The organism is Candidatus Clostridium radicumherbarum (assembly GCF_045310525.1).
Taxonomy (GTDB): Bacteria; Bacillota; Clostridia; order Clostridiales; family Clostridiaceae; genus Clostridium_AT; species Clostridium_AT radicumherbarum.
Genome location: NZ_JBJHZY010000005.1, coordinates 134,277 through 156,342 on the forward strand (window position 1 = coordinate 134,277; position 22,066 = coordinate 156,342).

Consider the following 22,066-nt stretch of genomic DNA (forward strand, 5'->3'; position numbering starts at 1 on the left):
TAATGTATAATAATGTTGTTTGATAATTTAAAATTGTAGAAAAACGGACTAAATTTGTGGTACCTTGGGGAAAAATTATGTTCTTAATAGAGGAGTTAGACTTAAAATGAAATATATAGAGAATAAAGATAAGGATGTTTACTTCAATCTTGCTCTTGAAGAATATGTGTTTAATAACTTTAAAGAAGATAGTTATTTACTTCTTTGGAGAAATGAGAACAGTATAGTTTTAGGAAAACATCAGAATATCTATGAGGAGATCAACACACTGACAGCTGAAAAAATGGGTGTACGGGTGGCAAGAAGGAATACCGGAGGCGGCACGGTTTTTCATGATACTGGGAACTTAAATTACTCCTTCATAACTCATCATGGAAAAGATCCATCTATAGAATATGATAAGTTTTTAAATCCAGTTATTTCAGCTTTAAGGTCACTTGGAATTCCAGCTGAAAAAAGAAGAGATTGCGATATTGCCATAGAAGAAAAAAAGATATCAGGAAGTGCTGAGGCTATAAAAGGTGGTAGGATACTTCATCATGGGACCTTGCTTTTTAACAGCGATTTATCTAGACTTAATGAAATCTTAAAGCCCTCAGAGGGAAAAATAATTTCAAAAGCTGTTAAATCAGTAAAGAGTCCAGTTACAAATATCAAGTCCTTTATGAAGGATAAGAACATGACTATAGAGGAATTTGAAGAACTTTTACTTAAGGCTTTATTTCCAAAGGGCATTGAGAGGATTAATCTAACAGATGAGGAACTTGTGGAAATAAGAGAACTTGCAGAAAGTAAATATGTACTTTGGGCTTGGAATTACGGGAATTCGCCTAAGTTTATCTATGAGAAAGAGTCAAGGCTTTTAGATATGGACATCTATGTAAAATTAAAGGTAGATAAGGGAATTATCCTATCCTCAGAAATTACAGTAAACAAAATATCTAATACTGATATTATGGAGGCTCTGCAGGGTGCTTGCTATAATTATCAGGTGCTATTAAAGAGATTTAAGGCTATTAAAAGCATTGAAAATATTAATAAAGAGGAATTAGCACTATGCTTTTTCTAAATTTAGGAGGTATACATTATGAAAAAGGAAATTAAAATGCCAAAGCTGAGTGAAAATATGGAAAAAGGAGTTCTTGCAGGCTGGAATATTAAGATAGGTGATAGAGTAAAAAAAGGTGACATAATTTTTGAAGTTGAAACAGATAAGGTTGTAAGCGAAATTGAATCCATGGAAGAAGGGATTTTAAAGGAGTCTTTCTTTGAAGAAGGTGATGAAGTAAAGGTAGGAGAAACAATTGCAGTAATTGAAGGCTAAAAGGCAAAAAGTTAGCTGTTAAATGTTTTGGACTAATAAGGGGGAAAACTATGGATAAGAAGCCTAGCTGGCTTAAGGTGAATTATAACAAGGAAGCTGTGGAAGAGATAAGCAGCCTAATGGCAAATCTTAAATTAAATACAGTGTGTAAGGAAGCAAATTGCCCTAATCTAGGAGAGTGTTATAAAAATCGAACTGCAACCTTTATGATTTTAGGCAGTGTTTGTACAAGACATTGCAGATTTTGCAATGTGACAAAGGGCTTCACTCAGGCAGTAGACCCTATGGAGCCTAAGCATCTTGCTGAAGCCGTGAAAGAGCTTAAGCTAAAGCATGTTGTTATTACAAGTGTAACAAGAGATGATCTCTCAGATGGCGGGGCTGAGCACTTTGCTGAAACTATAAATGAGGTTAGAAAATTAAATCCTGATACAACTATTGAAGTACTTATTCCTGATCTTAAGGGAGAAGCTAAAAACCTTGATATTATAATAAAGGCAAATCCAGAGGTTATAAATCATAATATTGAGACGGTAAAATCCTTATATAGCAAGGTTCGCCCTGAGGCTAATTATGAAAGGTCTCTAAAGGTTATCAGTTATATAAAGAGCAAGGCACCTAGCATCTATACCAAAACCGGTATTATGGTTGGCCTTGGAGAAACAGATGAAGAAATCTATGAATTAATGGATGACAGTTTAAGGGCAGGCTGTGATATTTTCACAATTGGGCAGTATCTACAGCCCTCAAAGCATCATATTGAATTGAAGGAATATGTTACACCTGAAAAATTTGAAGAATACAGGAAAATAGGAATTGAAAAAGGCTTTAAATATATCGCAAGCAGTCCTCTTGTAAGAAGCTCCTATAGGGCAGAAGAGGCATTAAATTATGAAGGAGATGGAAGATGCTCTATATAGATAACAATTCTACAAATCCATATTTTAATTTTGCATTAGAATATTACCTTATTTATGAAAAGCAGCTTCCAGAGGACAGTGTATTTATATTTTGGAGAACTGAACCTACGGTGATGCTTGGAAAATATCAGAATACTCTAGAGGAAATAAATGAAAGCTATGTAAGAGAACATGGGATAAATGTAGTAAGAAGAATAACTGGTGGTGGAACTATATACACAGATATGGGAGGCTGGCAGTTCAGCTTTATAACAAAGGGCTCTGCAAGTCAGATAGATTTTGAAAAGTATATTGAACCAATACTTAAGGCTTTAAATGACATAGATGTTCATGCTGAATTTAACAGCAGAAATGATCTTGTTATTGAAGGAAAGAAGTTCTCGGGAAATGCTCAGTGTATGAGTAATGGCTATACCCTCCATCACGGGTCTCTGCTTTTCAATACTGATTTCGAGCAAATGGTTAGGTGTATAACTGTAGATGATTATAAAATTATTTCTAAGGGAATTAAATCTGTTCGTGAGAGGGTAACAAATATTTCTGATCACTTAGCTGAGCCTATGGATGAATTAAGCTTCAAAAAGCTTATGGTGAAAAGTATTATGAATGGCTCAGAGAAGGAATATAAATTAACTAAAGAGGATTTAACTAGAATAGAGGAAATTGCTAGGGAAAAATTTGAAAGCTGGCAGTGGAATTATGGGGCCTCACCGAAGTTTAATATAACAAAAACAGGACGATTTAAAGGCGGAAAAATAGAATTTAAGCTGGATGTAAATAAGGGAATTATTGAAAACTGCAACATCTATGGAGATTTCTTTGGCTTAATAGATATTTCTACCCTATGTAATGCCTTAATTGGCGTAAGCTATAATAAGGAAAGTATTGGTGAAACCTTATCAAAACTTGATTTGGATAACGCTTTTTATAATATCAGCTTCGAGGAATTACTTGATATAATCAGTTAGTGTGGTATAGATATGTGGTATGAGAACGTTTCTTGTGCCACATTTTTTATTAAAATAAAAAGCAGAGGATGCCTCCCCTGCTATCAATATCTTGTACTTGTTATTCACATTATACACAATATATTGTTGATAACTTTTAGCTTATATTTCTATAGAAAGTTCAACTGGGCAGTGATCCGACCCCAGTACTGAGGCATGAATGTCTGCATTTATAAGCTTATCTTTTAATATATTAGAAACACAGAAGTAATCAATACGCCACCCTGCATTCTTTTCCCTAGCACTAAATCTATAGGACCACCAGGAATAAGCTCCTTCTTTTTCCGGATAAAAATAGCGATAGGTATCGATAAAGCCTGAGCCTAGTAATTCAGTAAATTTACTTCTTTCCTCATCTGAGAATCCAGCATTTAGCCTGTTAGTCTTAGGATTTTTAAGATCTATTTCATTGTGAGCAACATTTAAGTCTCCACAAATAATTACAGGCTTAACCTTATCAAGCTCCATAACGTAGCTTCTAAAGGCGTCCTCCCAAGTCATTCTGTAATCAAGTCTTGCTAATTTCTCCTTAGAATTTGGAGTATACACAGTTATCATATAAAAGTCCTGAAATTCAAGAGTGATAACTCTGCCTTCTTTATCATGCTCCTCAATATTAAGACCATAACTTACATTAAGCGGCTTTAATTTACTAAATATAGCAGTACCGGAATACCCTTTTTTTTCAGCGTAATTCCAATATTGATGATAACCTTCTAGCTCAAGATTAATTTGCTCAGCTTGAAGCTTAGTTTCTTGAATACAAAAAATATCAGCATCTACTTCTTTAAAATAATCTAAGAATCCCTTCTGCATAGCAGCTCTTATTCCATTTACATTCCAAGATATAAGTTTCATATCATCACTTCCTATGTAAAAAATTAAGGTAAGATTTTACTCCTGCCATTATATTTAATTATAACTATATTATCTACTAAATTCTAGTATATCCATTGATGTGTAAATAACTTTCATAAAAAACTGTGACCAAAAAAATAAACCATTAACGATATGCTTAGTTATAAATAACTAAGCATATCGTTAATGGCTTATAAAAAAACACCTCAATACCTGCCTGTGAGATTTTCTTATAAAACTTATATTATACTGAGTACATTAGTCTAATAATATTCTCAGCAGTATTCTCAATGTTCTCTTTTCCACTTTTAAGTGCTTCATCTAATGTGGAAACACCTTTCATAATACAAAAGATTGAATCTATTCCCATATCATATAAAACTTCTACATCATCGCCAATTCTGCCTGCAAGAGCAATAACTGGCTTATTGTATTTTTTAGCAACTTGTGCAACACCTATTGGAGTTTTTCCGTACTGTGTTTGAAAATCAATACTTCCTTCTCCAGTCCAAACAATATCTGCACATTTTATCTTTTCTTCAAGCTGTGCGTACTCTATAACCATTTCTATACCTTTTTTAAGCTTTCCATTTAAAAAAGCCATAAGCCCTGCTCCTAGACCACCAGCAGCTCCTGCTCCTGGTACATCTAATACATCTTTACCCATTTCAGCTTTTATTAAAAAGGCATAATGCCTTAAATTTCTATCTAAAACCTCTATCATTTCCTCAGTGGCACCCTTTTGAGGACCAAACACCCTGGACGCACCCTCTTCTCCGCAAAGAGGATTATTCACATCACAAGCTACTTCAACAATTACATCTTTTAATCTGTTATCAAAGTTACTTAAATCGATTTTGGCAATTTTACCAAGCTCTCCGCCGCCAAAACCTATTTCATTTCCTTCTGGATCAATAAATTTTCCGCCTAATGCCTGAACTACACCACTTCCGCCATCATTGGTTATACTTCCTCCAATACCTATTAATAGCTTTTTTACTCCATGGTCTAAACATGCTTTTATAAGCTGTCCCGTTCCATAGGAGGTAGTTATTAATGGATTTCTCTTTTCCTTCGGTACTAAATGTATTCCACTAGCGCTTGCCATTTCTAAAATACCCGTTTCTCCATCACCTAAGATACCATAAGTTGCTTCAACATTATTCCCAAGTGGCCCTACCACTTCTACAGTATATATCTTCCCATTAGTAGCATCCACAAGAGACTGCATTGTTCCCTCGCCCCCATCAGCCATTGGCACATGGACACATGTAATATTTTTATTTACTTTTTTTATTCCTTTTTCCATGGCCTCACAAGCTTCTTTTGCAGTCATACTTTCTTTAAATGAATCAGGTGCCAATACAATTACTACATTTTCCTTCATAGTAAACCTCCAAAATGTAGGACTCTAGGATAATTCTCTTTATTGATGGATTATAATTTTATAACAACACGTAAAGGCATTATTCTCCTCTAGTGAAATTATGCCTTCCTTATCTTTTAATTCCCCATTGAAATCCTCAAAATCTGCATGACCAAACCAAGGTTCTATACATACAAAGGGTGCTCCAGTTGGTTTTGACCAAAGACCTAAATATGGAAAATTCTCGAAATCAAATTCTACAAATTTATTATGATTCTTAGCTTTTAAATATATTATATGAGAATTTAAATTATGAAAAACTAAGGCATCATTCTTAAATACTTCTTTTGATAAAGCTACTATTTTCTCACCATTTAAATATGGAAATTCCTTGTGAGTAAAATACCCCTGCTCTGAAAGTTCCATAATTGAAGCAGTTTCATTTTTACTAAATTCAAAATAATAGTCCTCTAAGCTCTCATTAGGTAGTATTGGACACATAAAAGCAGGATGTGCACCAATTGAAAATAGCATATTTTTATTATCTCTATTTATAACTTTATATTTAATTATTATTGAATTATTGTCTAAGGTGTACTCTATTTCAAAAGAAAATCTAAATGGATATACCTTTAAAGTCTCCTCTGAATAATCCAGATTAAAGGTTATACTTGACTCCGTTTCAGTGGTCTTTTTAAATTCAGATACTCTTGCAAGCCCATGTTGAGGAAGGGTATAGGTATTTCCATCAACAATATATTTACTGTTAAGCATTTTCCCCACAATTGGAAATAAAACTGGAGCATGATACTTCCAATACTCCTCGTCACCATTCCATAAAAACTCTATGTTTTCTTTTTTACCCTTAATATTATGGAGCTCCGCACCATGATCATTTAAGGTAATTTTTAAAAGAGCATTTTCTAAACTATAGTTCATATTCTTATCCTTTCCGCATACTTATTATTACTTAAAAATTCATCACTATGAACTAAATAAATCTTCTTATTTAGTTGTATTTATTTTAAGCTAGTATACTTTTATTATAACATTATTAATAAGAAAATTTCCTTTTGTAATTTATCATTATCAATATTACGAACTTATTTTTAAAATTCATGTAAAATTTAGCATCACAAGATTTATTTAACTAATCTAAAGATTTATAATATAAGTAATAATAAAACATTGAAGGGAGAAGTATTTATATGAAAATGGCTATTTTAGGAGCTGGTTCTATTGCAAGATCTATGGCAGCTACAATAAATAAAATGGAAGAAGTCACAAGCTATGCTGTAGCCTCTCGAGATTTTAGAAAGGCAGAAGACTTTGCAAAGGAATTCGGTTTTGTTAAGGCCTATGGTTCCTATGGGGAAATGCTGTCAGATCCAGAGGTGGAACTCGTATATGTAGCAACACCTCATTCTCATCATTATGAACATGTAAAGCTCTGTCTAAACCACGGAAAACATGTACTTTGTGAGAAAGCCTTTGCTATTAATGCAAAGCAGACCATAGAAATGTTTGACCTTGCAAAAGAAAAGAATCTCCTTCTTACTGAAGCAATCTGGACTAGGTACCTGCCTCTTAGACAAACCTTAGATGAAATTATTGAAAGCGGGGTTATAGGAAAGGTTAGTATGCTCACGGCTAATCTTGGCTATGTAATTAATCATGTTCCAAGGTTAGTAGATCCTGCCTTAGCAGGAGGAGCCCTGTTAGACCTTGGAGTGTACCCTATAAATTTTGCTCTAATGTTCTTTGGAAGTGATATTGAAAGCATTGCCTCAACTGCAGTTATAACTGATAGAGGTGTAGATTCACAAAACAGTATTACTTTTGTATACAAGGATGGAAAAATGGCTGTATTGCAAAGTACCATGCTGTCGCTGACAGATCGTCAAGGTATTATAAGCGGCAGTAAAGGCTTTATTATTGCTGAGAATATTAATAATTATGAATGGATTAAGGTTTATGATATTAATCGTAAGGAACTAGCCTGCTATGAAGCTCCAAAGCAGATTACTGGCTACGAATATGAGGTGAGAGCTGCCATTAGAGCTATAAAAGAAGGTAAATTGGAATGTAATGAAATGCCTCATGCTGAATCTATAAAAGTTATGCAGATAATGGATGCATTAAGGAAAGAATGGGGAGTTATATATCCTGGAGAGCAAACAATTTAAGTTTCATTACTAAAACACGATAAATATATTAAATTATTGAAAAGGGGATATAAAATGCTGAGAGAGGATTTAACAAATGATGTATTAAAAAGTGTTTATACAGCCATTCCTTATATAAATATCTTTTTTGATAATGACATTGAGATAATGCTGACAGATAGAGAAAAAGTATTATATTATCAAGGAAGTAAAGAGATAGATGGCAAAATTCAAGTGGGATCTGCAGCAGGAAAGTTTGTAAAAGATGCAATGGAATCAGGCAAAGATGAAATTAAAATTATTCCAGAGGACTTCCTAGGAGTTGCCTTCAAATCCTATATGATTCCTATAAAAGATGGAAACGCTGTTGTTGGCTCCATAGCCATTGGAAAAAGCTTGTCTAAAAAGAAAGCTGTAACTGGAATTACTAACGAGTTAATTACTGAATTATCACAAATAGAGTCAGTAGTAAATGAAATTTCTGCAAGCGTTCAAGAGTTGGCTGCCATGAACAGCGAAATACTAAACGAAACTAATACTGCTAATGATATGGCTAATGAAACAGATAATATAGTAAGTTTTATAAAGGGAATATCAACTCAAACAAACCTTTTAGGTTTAAATGCCTCTATAGAAGCAGCCCGTGCAGGGGATTCCGGTAAAGGTTTTAACATTGTGGCGCAGGAAATTAGAAAATTATCCAAGTCCTCTAATGAATATATAGGAAAAATAGATCATGTTATTAAAAGCATTTCATCCTCTATTGAAAAAATTAATAATAAAGTAGGCAATACTGATGATGTTTCCTCTAAACAATCTGTTGCTCTGCAGGATGTGGCTTCTTCTATAGAACAGCTGAATTCAACTGCTAAACTTTTAGGAAAATTGGCAGATGAATTGTAATTTAGTGATTATTATATAAAATCCATTTATTTCTGGATTACTTAAAGGTGGTACTGCAAGATTACTTAAAAAGTAACTTTCAACACCACCTTAACTTATTTATTCACTTCCTTTACATATTTCCATGTTATTCCCTTATCAGTCGATTGATACAAGGCTTTACAGCCTCCCTTATAATCACCATCTGCTCCTTGTCCAACAAGAATATTAAGGGTTCCATCTTCCTCATAAGGCATTTCCGGTAAATCGAAGGGATTATATTCCGCACCACTGCTTAATACTGCTTTTACTTCCGGAAAATTTACTTTTTTATAGGATTTTCCTCCATCTTCTGTCCGAAATAATTGTCCCTTAATTCCACCACTGTAAGAAAGGCAAAGAAATCCTAATTTTTCATTCAAAAAAGTAATTCCAGCTGCAGACCCAAGCATCCCTGAGAAAGGGTCTTCATTTATTGTGCTAAAGGTCTGCCCCCCATCAACTGTACCAGTTAATGAATAAGCCCTGCTTCCTAAAGCAGCTCCCGTTACTTCTAATCGGAATCCTACTTGCTTTGTTAAATAAAACTCATCAACATTATTCTTATATTGATTAGAACTATTGCTATTACTCTGTGCAGGCTCCACACCTTTACTATTATTTAAGCTATCTATTAAATTGTATCTAACTGGAATAATTTTATTTTCTTTACCTGGAACATATACAGAAACAATATATCCTATTATCTCGGAATAGGCATTAACCTCTGGAGTTGCATTCCCCTTTGAATCGATATCAACAATTCCTGTAGTGTTGTATCCAAAGCTCCGCTTACCTGAATAAAGAACACCATACTTTTCATTAGTCCAATTGCTCACAGTTTCCTTAAGCTTAATAACCTTCATTGTCTTAATGAAAGGTTCTAAAAGTTTATCGTTGCTATAATTTGCATTCACATTCCCATTTAAATAAATAGTTATATCTTTTGATTTACTGCTGTTATAGCTAATTAAATAGCTTTGTAATTTACCTTTATCATTCTTCCCGTAAAGAAAAGTATCAAAAGATGTTATTGCTCCATTAGAATCAAAATTAAGGGTAAAGTTACTTGAAATATATAATTTTTCAGGCATTTGAATTTTTTTATTGATATCTGTAAATATGCCTTCTATACCACTTTCATATATATTGTTATGAACAAGCTCTACAGTTCTTTTATCCTTCAAATCATGTAAGTACCATGATAGCTTTCCATTATAATTTATTGCATTATGATATATTTTTGCTCCATAAATGCAAGTAATAATAACTATAATTAGTATAATTACAAAATTCCATATAGTCCTGCAGCGTGAATAAAACTTGTATTCATCTTCATTTTGCTCAGTTACAGCTGCTGGTTTTTTTACAATTCTAATAACTAGAATTATAAACCAAAGCAAAAAAAACACCATACATCCCATTAGTACAGTTGTATTATTCTTAAATCTTCCAAATCTACTTAAGGTATATGCTTCATAAAATGAAATCCAATATACTAATATAAATATTGACCAACTTATTAATGATAAGATAAATCCTGATTTTGTAATTTGTTTTTTAACTCTCACTTCTACCTCTACACCCCATAATAATTCTTTATATTTTTTCAAGATAAATATTTATCTTGAATATTATATTTACTATATTATACATCAAACTTTCAGCTATTAAAATTAATCTATCATTTAAGGCTTTATATAACCTTAATATAAGTCTTAAACAAGAAATCCATCCTTAATTAAAAGAATGGATTTCTTATTTATATAACTATATTAATTTAAAGCCTAAACCATCTGTAATATAATCTAAATACTTTATGTCCTCATTATGAACTTCACCTATAATATTAACTTTAGGCTCAGATTCAAGGTCTATTCTTGCGATTTCTAGTTCACCTGAATATCTTAAATAATTAAAATTTCCTATGGAAATGCTACCCTTTTTACGTTCTTTCAAAGATTCAGCTTTGAATATTTTTCCTTGTGAACTAAACTCACGTGATTCCTGAGACCTTATAACATATTCACTGGAATCTGGTCTATCATGATGAATAGTATCTTTCACAAATGAATATTCTTCATTAATATCAGCATGTAAAGCTACATATCCTTCTGATAATTCTTTTAATTTTCTCCAGTCTTCATCTGAAATGTCTATATCACCAATCATACATATATCTGTTTCACAATCTTTTATTAATTGAAGAATATTAAATAGTATATCACCATTTCTATGTTCTTCAACTGTAGGCAAACCCCTATGAAGTGGCCCTCTTAATTCTTTATTTCCTGCCACAAAAGCCATTGTAGTTATTCCAAGACTTTTTAGCCTTTGATTCATTTTCAAAACCCTCTTTAAGGATAATCCAGTTAAAGGCTTAGGATAGAAGTTATGACACGCTAAAAATTTCGAAAAATCTCCATTAAGTCTTTTTAATTCTTTTATATCCTCTTCTGTAAGGGTTGATGCATTGAATACAATGTTAAAGTCTTTAGATAGCTCAATTATTTGTTCATAGGTAAAACCATAATCTAAACGTAAATGAGTTATACTTGTTTGCTTTAATTCCTTAAAGTCTTTAAAGCCTAGCTTTCCCAAAGTTCTTGGACCTACATCAACAATTAAGTTTAGATTGTTTATTTTACAAATATCTAATAACGCTTTTACCTCTTTTTCATAATCCTCTATGCTTTCTTCGGGTATATGAAGTGAGGTAAAAGCATATTTAGCATTATTACTTTGGGCCTTTTCAATTATTTCTTTATTTTTTCCAAATCCAGTTCCAAGATATAGTGATATTCCGAATTGATTCATAATAACACCTTTTTCCGTAAGTTAATCTAACTATTTTCCATATACCTCATCTATTCTATCATGATCAACTCCAAAGAAATAAGTTAATGCAAATCCACCTATATAAGCTCCTACCATAGCAATTATATAATAAATTTGACTTCCTGGTTGAACTATTAATAATCCAAATAATCCTGATACACCTTGAGATACAGTTCCTAAATTAAATATACGTGCTAATATTCCGCCAAGTCCTGCTCCTAAACATGCAGTAATAAATGGCTTTCCCAGTGGAAGAGTAACTGCATACATCATTGGTTCACCAATTCCTAAAATACCAACTGGTAATGAGTCTCTAGTTAATTGTTTTAATTTCTTATTCTTAGTTTTAAGGTATAATGCAAAACCAGCACCAACCTGTCCGCCACCTGCCATCATAAGAATAGGTAATAGATAGTTTATTCCCTTTGTAGCTCCATTTGGATCATTTAACATTGCATGTATTGGAGTTAATGCTTGGTGTAATCCTACTGCAACTAGTGGTAAGAACCCAGCAGATAATACATATGCACCAACCACTCCTAAGCTATTATAGAAGAAACTTAATAACCCGAAAATTCCTTTTGTAAGTCCTGCTCCAATTGGCTGAAGAACTAGTAATGCAACCAAGCTACCAATAATTACTGTTAGTAATGGTGTAAAGAAGGTATCAAGCATGTCTGGCATAATTTTACGAATTTGTCTTTCTATTAATGCAAAGAACATACCACCAATAAGAGCTGCTAATAATCCACCTGCTGCTGGATTAAATACTGCATTTGTTATTGGAAGGTTTACTGGTAATTTTCCTGCACCGTATTTAGAAAGAAGAGGCATAGCAACATTTGCAATTGATAAAGCTCCTGCTAATGCTCCAAGTACTGGTGAGCCTTTAAATTCCTTTGCTGCATTCATACCAACTAATATAGGTAAGTATGCAAATAGCGCCCATCCCATTGTTCTTATACATTCATACCACCAAATTCCACTGATGGAGTTATGTGTAGATACATTTATAACATTTGTTAAACCATTAATCAAACCTGCTGCAATAATACCTGGTAATAAAGGTACGAAAATATTAGCGATTTTTCTTAAGAAAACTTGAACAGGATTGTTTTGTTTTGCCTTATTAGCCGCCTTATTTTCTCTAGCAAGATCTTCTGCATTTACTTCATCAGAAGTTCCAAGTGCTATACCTGTAAGTGCTGCAAATTCAGCTCCAACTTTGTTTACCTTTCCTGGTCCAAAAACTACTTGTAGTGTATCAGATTCAACTACGCCTAATACACCTTCAATTTTCTTAACTTCATCAAGCTTTACCTTTGATGTGTCCTTAAGACTGATTCTAAGTCTTGTCATGCAAGTGAAATTAGCTGAAACATTACTCTTTCCACCAACAGAATTCAGTACTTCTTGAGCAATTCTTTTATAATCCATAATATCTCCTTTCCGCTATCATAATAGTAGAAATAAAATCTTATTAAAAATAATTCCTAAGCTACTTATCTACTATTATTGATAACCTTTGCATTTTTTATTTGGTATACCTTTATTATAGCTTGTTCAATTTATATGTCAATAATATTTCAAAAAATAGTTTATATAGATAAAATATTATTTCATCTCTCTTTTAACCCTGAACTTTAAAGCTATAGCAAAATTAAGTTAATATAAAATATAAAGTCCATTTATACTTTAGCTCTATGTATTTGTTTACACAATTAAAATTAAGCCATTTATTTAAGTATCTTGTAATAATAAGTTTATTAATAAAAATAAAATATATGACAAATATTCAACAATTATTTTGAAGATTTATTACACATTATTTTAAATAATATTGAAATTTTATTTTAAAGTTATATAATATAGTTACAAAGGAGTGATTATAATGAAAGTTGATTTAAATGTTCTTGATACAGAAAGAATTAATGAAAATAGTGTAAATATTGATATTATGGATACTAAAGATATTCTAAAGACAATTAATAATGAAGATAAACAAGTTGCTTATTCAGTAGAAAAGGTACTTCCATTTATTGAAAGGTTAGTTGATCTTGCTTATGAAAGAATGTTATTAGGAGGTCGAATTATATATATGGGAGCTGGCACTAGTGGTAGGCTTGGAGTCTTAGATGCCAGCGAATGTCCTCCAACCTTTGGAGTGGATCCTAGTCTAGTTCAAGGTTTAATCGCTGGTGGATTCAGTGCACTTTTAAAAGCTAAGGAGGGCGCTGAGGATTCACCTTCACTTGCCAAAGAGGACTTAATAAATATTAAACTAAATAAGAATGATGTAGTCATTGGACTAGCTGCCAGCGGTAGAACCCCTTACGTAATTGGTGGGCTTGATTATGCTCATGAAATTGGTGCATTAACTGGAACTATTTCATGTGTACATTCATCTGAAATTGGTAAACATGCTGATATATCAATTGAGGCTGTACCAGGGCCAGAAGTTATAACTGGCAGTACAAGAATGAAGGCTGGAACTGCACAAAAAATGATATTGAATATGATTTCTACTTCTTTAATGGTAAAGTTAGGTAAAGTTTATCACAATTTAATGGTGGATGTTCAACCAACAAATGAGAAATTAGTGGCACGAGCTATAAATATTATAGCTAAAAGTTCAAATTGTACAACAGATGAGGCCGCTAAATATTTACTAGAAAGTGATAATAATGTTAAAGTTGCAATTTGCATGGTTTTAACTAAGAATAGCAAAGAAGTTTGCAGTGAAATTTTAGCTAAAGAAAATGGTAATATTTCAAAAGCTATTAGAAAAATAAAAGGTTAATTCTTATGCAATTTATCAATAAATTTGGTACAATTATTATAGGCATATTAATTTTGATCAATGAAACTTAAAGTGAGGTCATTTCATGAGCTGTTTATATAAAATTAAATCCTGTGATAATTTCACAAAAACTGAAGAAAAAATTTCACAATACATTTTAGAAAATGTAAATGGAATAGTGTATGATTCTGTTCAGGATATCGCTGCCAAAATAAATACATCCCCAGCTGCAATTATAAGATTTTCAAAAAAACTTGGATATAACGGATTTAGTGAATTAAAAATAGATCTTGCAAAGGATAACACCGAAGAAATTCCATTATTTTCCGAAAAAATTTGTCAAAACGACTCTTTAAAGACAATAGTAAAAAAGTCAAAGTCATCTGATACTTCTGTTGTAGATCAGACATACAAGCTTTTAAGAATTGAAACCTTGAATGATGCAGTTCAGGCTATGAAAAATGCCAGACGTATTTATTTATACGGTTTAGGTAGTTCTGGAATTTGTTGTTATGATTTAGCACAAAAGTTATCTCGTGTTGGTTTTGATGTAGTGTTTTTTAACGACTTCCATATGCAATTAGCAGCAACAACTTATATCTCTAAAGAGGATGTTGCTCTTGCGGTTAGCTACAGCGGAAACACAAAAGAAATAAATATTGCAATGGAACAGGCAAAAAATCAAGGTGCAACAACAATTTCAATAACACAGTTTATAAAAAGTCCACTATTGAAATTTTCAAATTTAGTATTATATGTACCGTCTCAAGAAAAGGATCTCAGACTTGCCGCTGTTTCATCAAGAAATTCGTCTTTAATTTTAACAGATTTATTATATTTAGGTATAATTTCAGATAAATTAGATGAACACAAGAAAAATATAATGACTTCACGACAATTGGTAAACAAATTGAGATTCTAATTAACACAAAAGTTAAATACTCAAATAGGAAAAAAGCAGCCACCAGTGAATTGGAGGCTGCTTTTTTTATTTTATATGCTATTGCCTTTAATAAATCTCTAATTTAATTACTTGAGACTTATTTGTATTGGTTCAGATGTATAACCACCAAAGTTAATAGTTAATTTATACGTACCTTTTTCTAAATTCTTAGTGCTTAAATTAAATATATATTGATTAGCTGTTGAATCATATCTAAATGCATTTCCAGTAGTTGCAGCACTTGTAGAAACGACCTCTTCATCAGTCCCTGCAACACTATCGGTCATTCTTGCAATTGATAATGTAGCTGCTGCAGTTGAAACATAGTTTCCAGTAGCATCCTTCAATTGGAATTTCACCGGTACTGTACTACCTAGCTTAAATAAACTAGTACCATTTGGATTAATTGGCTGAAGTATTCCACCAAACGCATATTTAACTGTATAGGATATAGTCTTTTCTATAGTATTGCCTGCATTATCTCTAGCTATAATTAATTGAGTTCTGAGGCCTACTTTACTTGTATCAATTGTTCCGCTGGATGGTGTAGCTAATCCTGATAACTCATCAGAAGAAGTCCATGCTACAACCTGATTAAGTGTGTAGGTACCACCATCTTCAACATTTATAGTAGGTGCTGTCTTGTCTATGTTTATTCCTGATACAGTATATGATGCACTGTTTCCAGCCTTATCAGTTGCTGTTCCTGTTACTGACTTGTTTCTACCTTCAGTTGATATTGTCTGATCAGGTGTTACACTTGCAATTCCTGATAAAGCATCGCTAGCGGTAAAATGAACTTTTACGTCACTATTGTACCAATTTGCAGTATTTGGACTAGTAGTTGGTGCACCAGTAATAACTGGAGGTGTATCATCAACTGTATAAGTTACACTAGCTGTTCCAACGTTTCCAGCTTCATCAGTAGCAGTAACTGTTATTGTATGGATTCCTTCTGTCTTATCTAAAGAATCAGCTTTTATGACCAATCCAGAATCTGAATTATCAGTTGTTGTGTATTTTAAATCAGGCAACTCATTTGACTTATAGGACATTCCATTTACTGGATTACTTATTGTAACAGTTGGATTAGTATCATCTATGAAATATTGGATTTCCTTTTCGCTGCTATTTCCAGCTGCATCTGTTGCTGTAATAGTGTAATTATGAAGCCCTGCTTCTCTTGAAAGTTCAGGAGTATTATAATTAGGATTTGAATCCAAATTGTCAGTAACAGTTAAACCAAGTTCCGGTAGGTCTGTTGATTTATAGTATTTATGAGCAAAGGAATTTGCAATAATAACTGGAGGTGTATTATCTACTGTGTAAGTTACAGTTTTTTTAGTTTCATTACCTGCAGCATCCTTAGCTATTACACTTAATGTCCAATTTCCCTCTGAAGTTTGCAATTGGTCTGCTACTTGACTTACAACTCCAATATTATCTGTTGCAGTATAATAGCTTTTTCCATCAAGAAGCTCAATTAAACTCTTTGTAGTTAAGAAACTTCCATCTTTAATATTAAAGTTGACTTCAGGTGCGGTGTCATCGATAGTGTAAGTAATATCTTTTGTTTCCTCATTTCCTGCCAGGTCTTTAGCTGATACTGATACCGTATGTGTTCCTTCTGTTAAATTTAAAGACACTACAGTAACACTACTTAAATCTAAATGAGCATCTGTTGCAGTAAAGAAGCTATCCTTAATGTCTTTTAATGCACTTGATTTATAGAACCCTCCATTTACAAGCTCTTTATTAAATGTAATTACAGGTTTAGTATTGTCTACAGTATAGCTGCTAGCCTTTATAGTAATATTACCTGCTTTGTCTACAGCAGTTACAGTGGCTGAATGTGTACCATCTGTGCTCTTTTCCAAAGAAGAAGCCTCAACTTTAAGTAGATTGATATCATATGCTGTGTAGTAATCTCCCAGTGTATCTAAGGCTGCTTTATTGTAAAACTTATCAGAGTCCAGTTTGATAGTTACAGTTGGAGCAGTATCATCCACTGTATAGGAAGCAGATGCACTATTTGAGTTTCCTGCTAAATCTGACGCACTCACTGTGACACTGTGATTATCTTCTTCTAAATTAAGAGCAGGTGCATTCACAGAATTTTCGTCAAGATGTGCATCCTTAATATTAAAATATGGATTAAAACCCTTAAATGTAGAATTATAGAATCCATTATCATCAAAATTAAAGGATATAGATGGTGCAGTATTATCAATTGTATAATTAATATTCTTGGTTGTAGAATTACCAGCCTTATCTGTAGCGGTAATTGTAGCTGTATAATCCCCTTCTGTATAAGTTAAATCTGATGCAGATACTTGGCTAGGGTCAAGATTAGCATCTTGAACAGTATAGTATTTTCCTCCACCATTCTGAATTATACCTTTCAGAGTGTCTGCATTATAAATTCCTCCATCAACTATAGCAGTTGATATTGTTGGAGCAGTTTTATCAACTGTATATATAGCACTTGCACTGCCTATATTACCTGCGGCATCAGTTGATGTTACGGTAACTGTATGCGTACCTTCAGTAGTATCCCATCCAGTAATTTCCTCAGTGTGTTTATTTGCTTCATCAACACTATATATAGGTGAATTTGGTAATGTTGTTGCATTGTAGTAACCATTGTTTATTGGAGCTGAAATAGTTACTACTGGCGCTGTCGTATCTCCTGCTTGGACATTTACAGTAAAAATATCTACTATATTATTAACAATTTGAGCCTTACCACTATTGGGATTTGCATTAGTAATTATTACAGTAATTGGAATAACTACATTTCCAACAGGTACATCATTGTCCACAGTTACAGTGGCAGCCACAGTTTGCGTGGTATCAGTATTAGTATTAAATGTTAAAGCAGATGAAGGTACAGATGACGTAGGAGTACCTGATTTGGTAATGTGGTAGTTTGTATTCACCGTTACTGTTGATGATAAATTATAACCACTTGGGATTGACACTTTGATAGAAAAATTCACAGTTGCTCCTTGAGCAGCCTTAACAACATTACCACTCTGTTCAGAAGCAGCAAGTTCAATATTTGGTGGTGGTGGATTATCATTAGCAGCAAAGGTAGGTGTATATAAACTTGCGGTCATTGCCAAGGCTGTAAAAATTGAAATAAGTTTTTTCTTGTTCATAAAATTTTCTCCTCTTAAAATAATTTTGTTTTTTAAGAGGGGAGGTTACACTATTAGCTCCATGAGGCCCAAGTGTCCAGATACAGACCGCACTTCTCAGCTCCCCTAATTTAAGAAACTTCCTACACGAGCATTAGTTTCTTATCAGCAGTATTAGAGATAAAAGTCTAATATTATGCAAAATCACCTCCATCTTTGTAATATCATAGCTTGTATTTACATTCAGCTTGCTAAGCTATACAATATTAGAATCTCAAGATAAATTTATAATAATTTTCTACAAAGAAAGCAAACCTTTATCTAATTTGTTGATTTCTAATCTATAGTAGAGGCTCTAACTAGCCAAATAATATAAGTCAAGCTGTTTTAAATACAATTATACTGAATATTCCATTAATTCTCAATAATTGTAATAATATAAATTTCAACAATATATTTCAAATACGGACATCTAATTGTAAATATAGTTTAAAAACCTCATCTATTAGTAGTAAGACTCTCCATAACTACTAATAAATGAGGTTCCCCGTTTTATTTTTGAATTTTTGTATACCTTTTACGTGTTCCTACATTCACTTTATTTTCAAGTTTAAACTTAAATATTATTTTATTGTAGACATTGTATTAATGAATCTACAGCGGTGTTTGAAATCCCTCCACCAGTCCTTATTATAATATTACCATATCTTTTACCAATTACTGCTTTTTGACTCGTATCTAAATCATTGTCTGACAGTACTACTGGAGAAGTATTAATTGCTGCAATTGATCCTGCTGATAAAGCATCTATAAGCTCATATCCCTTTGCTATATAAGTCTTATCTATAACGCTTCCATAAAACTTATCTATAACTAATGAGTTTGTTTCAAATCTATTTTTTCCACCTAGTCTGTTATTTCTTATATCTCCGGAAACAATTACATCAATACTATTAAGTACATTATTAGATACTACTCCAGTGCCACCTATAATGTATGCATTCTCTATATTCTTTGAACTTAGCCAGCTATAAGTAGCTGTTGAAATATTGTCTTTTTCCACCAATATTATAGGCATATTATCTCTACCTGCAGCAGGTGCAATGGATAAAGCATCAGCTTCACCATAGCCATTGCTTATAACTATTTTGCTTACATTATAACAATTCTTGTCTATATATTTTGCAACCTCTAAAGATGTACTATATCTATCACTTCCACTGATTCTTTCAACAGTTAATCCTAAAGCTTGAATCTCAAATTTTACATTATCACTAACTACACCAGTTCCCCCTACTATAATAGCTTTCTTAGCTTTTAATCTCTTTATCTCATTTATAGTTGAATCCGTAAGAGAGTTTGTTTCTGTCAGTAGCAGTGGAGCATTCTTGTATTTAGCTAGTGGTGTAGCCCCTAATCCATCTGCCATAGCTCCTCCATTTACAATTATTATAGTATCTGTAGTACTAAATTGACTTTGACTTAACTTGACAGCTGTATCATATCTGCTGCTTCCTATTAATGATAAAACTTCTATATTTCTATCAACTACGTTAACAATGCAGTTAGCAATGTATCCACCTTCAATAGTCTTAACAGTTATTGTAGCTGCGCCTTTTCCTATGGCTGATACTTTTCCTGTATTATCAACTATAGCTACAGATGTATTGCTGCTTGACCAAGTCACATCTTTATTTAGTACATCTGTGGGATTTACTGTTTCTTCAAGGCTTGTTGATTCACCTATTTTTAAGTTTACGGTAGTTTTATTTAAATTTACCCCCGTTACTGGCTTAGCTGTCCATTTTGCATACAATGTTACATTTGTTGTTACTTTATCAGTTCCAAAGTTCCATGCATTTAAGCATTCAGCCTCTTTATACCAGCCAGCGAAGGTATATCCTGATTTTGTTGGTTCTATTGGTGCTGTTATTAAAGTATCATTATCTGCTTGTACACTTCCTACAGCACTTCCACCTTCACTGTCAAATGTTACAGTATAATTTATTGCAGGCTGTTCTATTATCTGGTCAGCTGTCCATTTTGCATACAATGTAATATCTGTTGTTACTTTATCTGTTCCAAAGTTCCAAGCATTTACGTATTCAGCCTCTTTATACCAACCAGCAAAGGTATATCCTGCTTTTGTAGGTTCTGTTGGCGCTGTTATTAAAGTATCGTTTTCTGCTTGTACACTTCCTACAAAACTTCCACCTTCACTGTCAAATGTTACAGTATAATTTGATGTAGGCTGTTCTATTACCTGGTCAGCTGTCCATTTTGCAAACAATGTAATATCTGCTGTTACTTTATCTGTTCCAAAGTTCCAAGCATTTACGTATTCAGCCTCTTTATACCAACCAGCGAAGGTATATCCTGCTTTTGTAGGTTCTATTGGTGCTGTTATTAAAGTATCATTATCTGCTTGTACACTTCCTACAACACTTCCACCTTCACTGTTAAATGATACAGTATAATTTGCTGTAGGCAGTTCTACGAATGTTATGGAGTTACTACCTGCATATACCTGAGCATAAGAACCTTCAAACCCCTTTATCTTAAAATTTGAATTAACGCTGTCGAATGTTAAAAATCCAATACTAGTAACGCTTTTCGGAATTGTTATTTCAGTTAAAGAAGTACAATAATAAAATGCGTAATCTCCAATACTTGTAACACTATCTGGAATTACTATATTTGTAAATGCATAATTATGAGCAAAAGCATTAAAATCTATGATCTTAACAGTGTTTGGAATTGTTACGTTTTGGAGGACTTTACACATTTCGAAAGCGCGATATCCAATTCTCACCACGCCCTTTGGAATTGTTATATTTGTAAGAGCTGTACAATTTTCAAATGCACTGTTTCCAATATTCGTTAGACTACTTGGAAGAGTAACACCTGTAAGAGAGAAGTTATTGTAAAATATAGAATCTCCGGTATTTGTAAGATTATTTGGTAGTCTTACATTTGATAAAAGTTGATCATTATAAAACAAATAGTTTCCTACACTTATTACACTATCAGGCATTTCAGCAGTTTTAAGATTCTTACAGTCCTTAAAGGCGCCTTCTCCAATGTAGGTTACACTATTTGGAATTGTTATATTAGTAAGAGAAAAGTTCTCTAAAAAAGCATAACTTCCAATACTTTTAACACTATTTGGAATAGTAATTCCAGTTAATGCTTTTAAGTCTTGAAAGGTAGAATTCCCTATACTACTAAGGTTAGCTGGAAGTTTTATATTGGTAATGGAAGTACAATATGCAAATGCACTATCTCCTATGCTTGTTACACTATCCGGTATTGATATGTTTACAAGAGAGGAGCAATAATAAAATGCAAAACCGCCTATACTTGTAACAGTATTTGGAATTGTTACACTGGTTAATGACTGGTATCTAATATCATTATTTCCATTAAAAGCATTATTCCCAATACTCGTAACAGCATGTCCATCTATGGAACTAGGAATTGTAATATTTGTATCGCTACCATTATAACCTGTTATAGAATATGTTACTCCATCATCAGACTGCCAAGTAAAGCCATTTGCATCTGTGCCTGTGGTAGCTGCCAAAACAGGCATGAAATTAAAGCTTACAATTAAAATTGTTAAAACTAACATTAATGATAACATCTTCATTTTTCTATTATTCATAACTATTCTCCTATTAAATAAGAATTTTTTTATTAATAGATAAAATTACTACTATTATCGTATTTCTCACTTTTTCCTTTAATTTCTTTTTTGCTATTGATAAACAAAGGTTTATCAAAA

Annotated in this window: 16 protein-coding genes and 1 riboswitch; of the genes, 8 read left to right on the forward strand and 8 right to left on the reverse strand. The window is 32.7% G+C overall.

Annotation, left to right across the window (positions count from 1 at the left end):
• Nucleotides 1–106: 106 nt before the first annotated feature.
• From lplA (ACJDUH_RS18265) to lplA (ACJDUH_RS18280), 4 genes are read left to right on the forward strand one after another with little or no spacing between them, the layout of a single operon-like run.
• Nucleotides 107–1,069: a lipoate--protein ligase gene (gene lplA, locus ACJDUH_RS18265; RefSeq protein WP_406766654.1), complete on the forward strand. Its 963-nt coding sequence runs from the start codon at nucleotides 107–109 to the stop codon at nucleotides 1,067–1,069.
• A gap of 18 nt (nucleotides 1,070–1,087) precedes the next feature.
• Entirely contained in the window at nucleotides 1,088–1,324 is a 237-nt protein-coding gene (locus ACJDUH_RS18270) for a biotin/lipoyl-containing protein (RefSeq protein ID WP_406766655.1), read from the forward strand.
• A 50-nt stretch (nucleotides 1,325–1,374) separates the two neighbouring features.
• Nucleotides 1,375–2,244: a lipoyl synthase gene (gene lipA, locus ACJDUH_RS18275; protein WP_406766656.1), complete on the forward strand. Its 870-nt coding sequence runs from the start codon at nucleotides 1,375–1,377 to the stop codon at nucleotides 2,242–2,244.
• Nucleotides 2,232–3,212 carry a lipoate--protein ligase gene (gene lplA, locus ACJDUH_RS18280; protein ID WP_406766657.1) on the forward strand — a complete coding sequence of 327 codons (981 nt, stop codon included), beginning with the start codon at nucleotides 2,232–2,234 and terminating at the stop codon, nucleotides 3,210–3,212. Before lipA ends, lplA (ACJDUH_RS18280) begins: the two co-directional genes overlap by 13 nt.
• A gap of 141 nt (nucleotides 3,213–3,353) precedes the next feature.
• On the opposite strand, the gene ACJDUH_RS18285 is transcribed toward lplA (ACJDUH_RS18280), so the two are convergent.
• The 3 genes from ACJDUH_RS18285 to ACJDUH_RS18295 form a co-directional block, all read right to left on the reverse strand.
• Entirely contained in the window at nucleotides 3,354–4,109 is a 756-nt protein-coding gene (locus ACJDUH_RS18285) for an exodeoxyribonuclease III (RefSeq protein WP_406766658.1), read from the reverse strand.
• Nucleotides 4,110–4,353: 244 nt separating this feature from the next.
• Complete coding sequence (locus ACJDUH_RS18290; protein WP_406766659.1) at nucleotides 4,354–5,496, reverse strand: glycerate kinase family protein; 1,143 nt, start codon at nucleotides 5,494–5,496, stop codon at nucleotides 4,354–4,356.
• A gap of 39 nt (nucleotides 5,497–5,535) precedes the next feature.
• On the reverse strand, nucleotides 5,536–6,414 hold the full coding sequence (locus ACJDUH_RS18295) for an aldose 1-epimerase family protein (RefSeq protein ID WP_406766660.1): 879 nt from the start codon (nucleotides 6,412–6,414) through the stop codon (nucleotides 5,536–5,538).
• Nucleotides 6,415–6,683: 269 nt separating this feature from the next.
• Between ACJDUH_RS18295 and ACJDUH_RS18300 the strand changes: the two genes are divergently transcribed.
• Complete coding sequence (locus ACJDUH_RS18300) at nucleotides 6,684–7,661, forward strand: Gfo/Idh/MocA family protein (protein ID WP_406766661.1); 978 nt, start codon at nucleotides 6,684–6,686, stop codon at nucleotides 7,659–7,661.
• Nucleotides 7,662–7,715: 54 nt separating this feature from the next.
• Nucleotides 7,716–8,543: a methyl-accepting chemotaxis protein gene (locus ACJDUH_RS18305; protein WP_406766662.1), complete on the forward strand. Its 828-nt coding sequence runs from the start codon at nucleotides 7,716–7,718 to the stop codon at nucleotides 8,541–8,543.
• Nucleotides 8,544–8,638: 95 nt separating this feature from the next.
• Here ACJDUH_RS18305 and ACJDUH_RS18310 read toward each other — a convergent pair whose 3' ends face one another.
• From ACJDUH_RS18310 to ACJDUH_RS18320, 3 genes are all read right to left on the reverse strand, one after another.
• Nucleotides 8,639–10,132 carry a WD40/YVTN/BNR-like repeat-containing protein gene (locus tag ACJDUH_RS18310; protein ID WP_406766663.1) on the reverse strand — a complete coding sequence of 498 codons (1,494 nt, stop codon included), beginning with the start codon at nucleotides 10,130–10,132 and terminating at the stop codon, nucleotides 8,639–8,641.
• Between the two features lie 199 nt (nucleotides 10,133–10,331).
• Nucleotides 10,332–11,378, reverse strand: a complete 1,047-nt coding sequence (locus ACJDUH_RS18315; RefSeq protein WP_406766664.1) for a MupG family TIM beta-alpha barrel fold protein — start codon at nucleotides 11,376–11,378, stop codon at nucleotides 10,332–10,334.
• A gap of 30 nt (nucleotides 11,379–11,408) precedes the next feature.
• Nucleotides 11,409–12,836 (reverse strand): PTS transporter subunit EIIC, encoded by a 1,428-nt coding sequence (locus ACJDUH_RS18320; RefSeq protein WP_406766665.1) that lies wholly within the window; start codon nucleotides 12,834–12,836, stop codon nucleotides 11,409–11,411.
• Between the two features lie 454 nt (nucleotides 12,837–13,290).
• Here ACJDUH_RS18320 and murQ point away from each other — a divergent pair, with 454 nt between their 5' ends.
• Together murQ and ACJDUH_RS18330 are read left to right on the forward strand one after the other, a co-directional pair.
• Complete coding sequence (gene murQ, locus ACJDUH_RS18325; RefSeq protein ID WP_479723061.1) at nucleotides 13,291–14,199, forward strand: N-acetylmuramic acid 6-phosphate etherase; 909 nt, start codon at nucleotides 13,291–13,293, stop codon at nucleotides 14,197–14,199.
• Between the two features lie 85 nt (nucleotides 14,200–14,284).
• Entirely contained in the window at nucleotides 14,285–15,121 is an 837-nt protein-coding gene (locus tag ACJDUH_RS18330) for a MurR/RpiR family transcriptional regulator (RefSeq protein ID WP_406766666.1), read from the forward strand.
• A 107-nt stretch (nucleotides 15,122–15,228) separates the two neighbouring features.
• On the opposite strand, the gene ACJDUH_RS18335 is transcribed toward ACJDUH_RS18330, so the two are convergent.
• Together ACJDUH_RS18335 and ACJDUH_RS18340 are read right to left on the reverse strand one after the other, a co-directional pair.
• Nucleotides 15,229–18,303: an Ig-like domain-containing protein gene (locus ACJDUH_RS18335; RefSeq protein WP_406766667.1), complete on the reverse strand. Its 3,075-nt coding sequence runs from the start codon at nucleotides 18,301–18,303 to the stop codon at nucleotides 15,229–15,231.
• A 30-nt stretch (nucleotides 18,304–18,333) separates the two neighbouring features.
• A riboswitch (cyclic di-GMP riboswitch) is annotated at nucleotides 18,334–18,417 on the reverse strand.
• Between the two features lie 493 nt (nucleotides 18,418–18,910).
• Nucleotides 18,911–21,946, reverse strand: coding sequence for a leucine-rich repeat protein (locus ACJDUH_RS18340; RefSeq protein WP_406766668.1), 3,036 nt, complete (start codon nucleotides 21,944–21,946; stop codon nucleotides 18,911–18,913).
• Between the last annotated feature and the right edge of the window lie 120 nt (nucleotides 21,947–22,066).

Coding starts and splice junctions, on each gene's coding strand:
- lplA (WP_406766654.1), top strand. CDS start 107: ATGAAATATATAGAGAATAAAGATAAGGATGTTTACTTCAATCTTGCT.
- ACJDUH_RS18270 (WP_406766655.1), top strand. CDS start 1,088: ATGAAAAAGGAAATTAAAATGCCAAAGCTGAGTGAAAATATGGAAAAA.
- lipA (WP_406766656.1), top strand. CDS start 1,375: ATGGATAAGAAGCCTAGCTGGCTTAAGGTGAATTATAACAAGGAAGCT.
- lplA (WP_406766657.1), top strand. CDS start 2,232: ATGCTCTATATAGATAACAATTCTACAAATCCATATTTTAATTTTGCA.
- ACJDUH_RS18285 (WP_406766658.1), bottom strand. CDS start 4,109: ATGAAACTTATATCTTGGAATGTAAATGGAATAAGAGCTGCTATGCAG.
- ACJDUH_RS18290 (WP_406766659.1), bottom strand. CDS start 5,496: ATGAAGGAAAATGTAGTAATTGTATTGGCACCTGATTCATTTAAAGAA.
- ACJDUH_RS18295 (WP_406766660.1), bottom strand. CDS start 6,414: ATGAACTATAGTTTAGAAAATGCTCTTTTAAAAATTACCTTAAATGAT.
- ACJDUH_RS18300 (WP_406766661.1), top strand. CDS start 6,684: ATGAAAATGGCTATTTTAGGAGCTGGTTCTATTGCAAGATCTATGGCA.
- ACJDUH_RS18305 (WP_406766662.1), top strand. CDS start 7,716: ATGCTGAGAGAGGATTTAACAAATGATGTATTAAAAAGTGTTTATACA.
- ACJDUH_RS18315 (WP_406766664.1), bottom strand. CDS start 11,378: ATGAATCAATTCGGAATATCACTATATCTTGGAACTGGATTTGGAAAA.
- ACJDUH_RS18320 (WP_406766665.1), bottom strand. CDS start 12,836: ATGGATTATAAAAGAATTGCTCAAGAAGTACTGAATTCTGTTGGTGGA.
- murQ (WP_479723061.1), top strand. CDS start 13,291: ATGAAAGTTGATTTAAATGTTCTTGATACAGAAAGAATTAATGAAAAT.
- ACJDUH_RS18330 (WP_406766666.1), top strand. CDS start 14,285: ATGAGCTGTTTATATAAAATTAAATCCTGTGATAATTTCACAAAAACT.
- ACJDUH_RS18335 (WP_406766667.1), bottom strand. CDS start 18,303: ATGAACAAGAAAAAACTTATTTCAATTTTTACAGCCTTGGCAATGACC.
- ACJDUH_RS18340 (WP_406766668.1), bottom strand. CDS start 21,946: ATGAATAATAGAAAAATGAAGATGTTATCATTAATGTTAGTTTTAACA.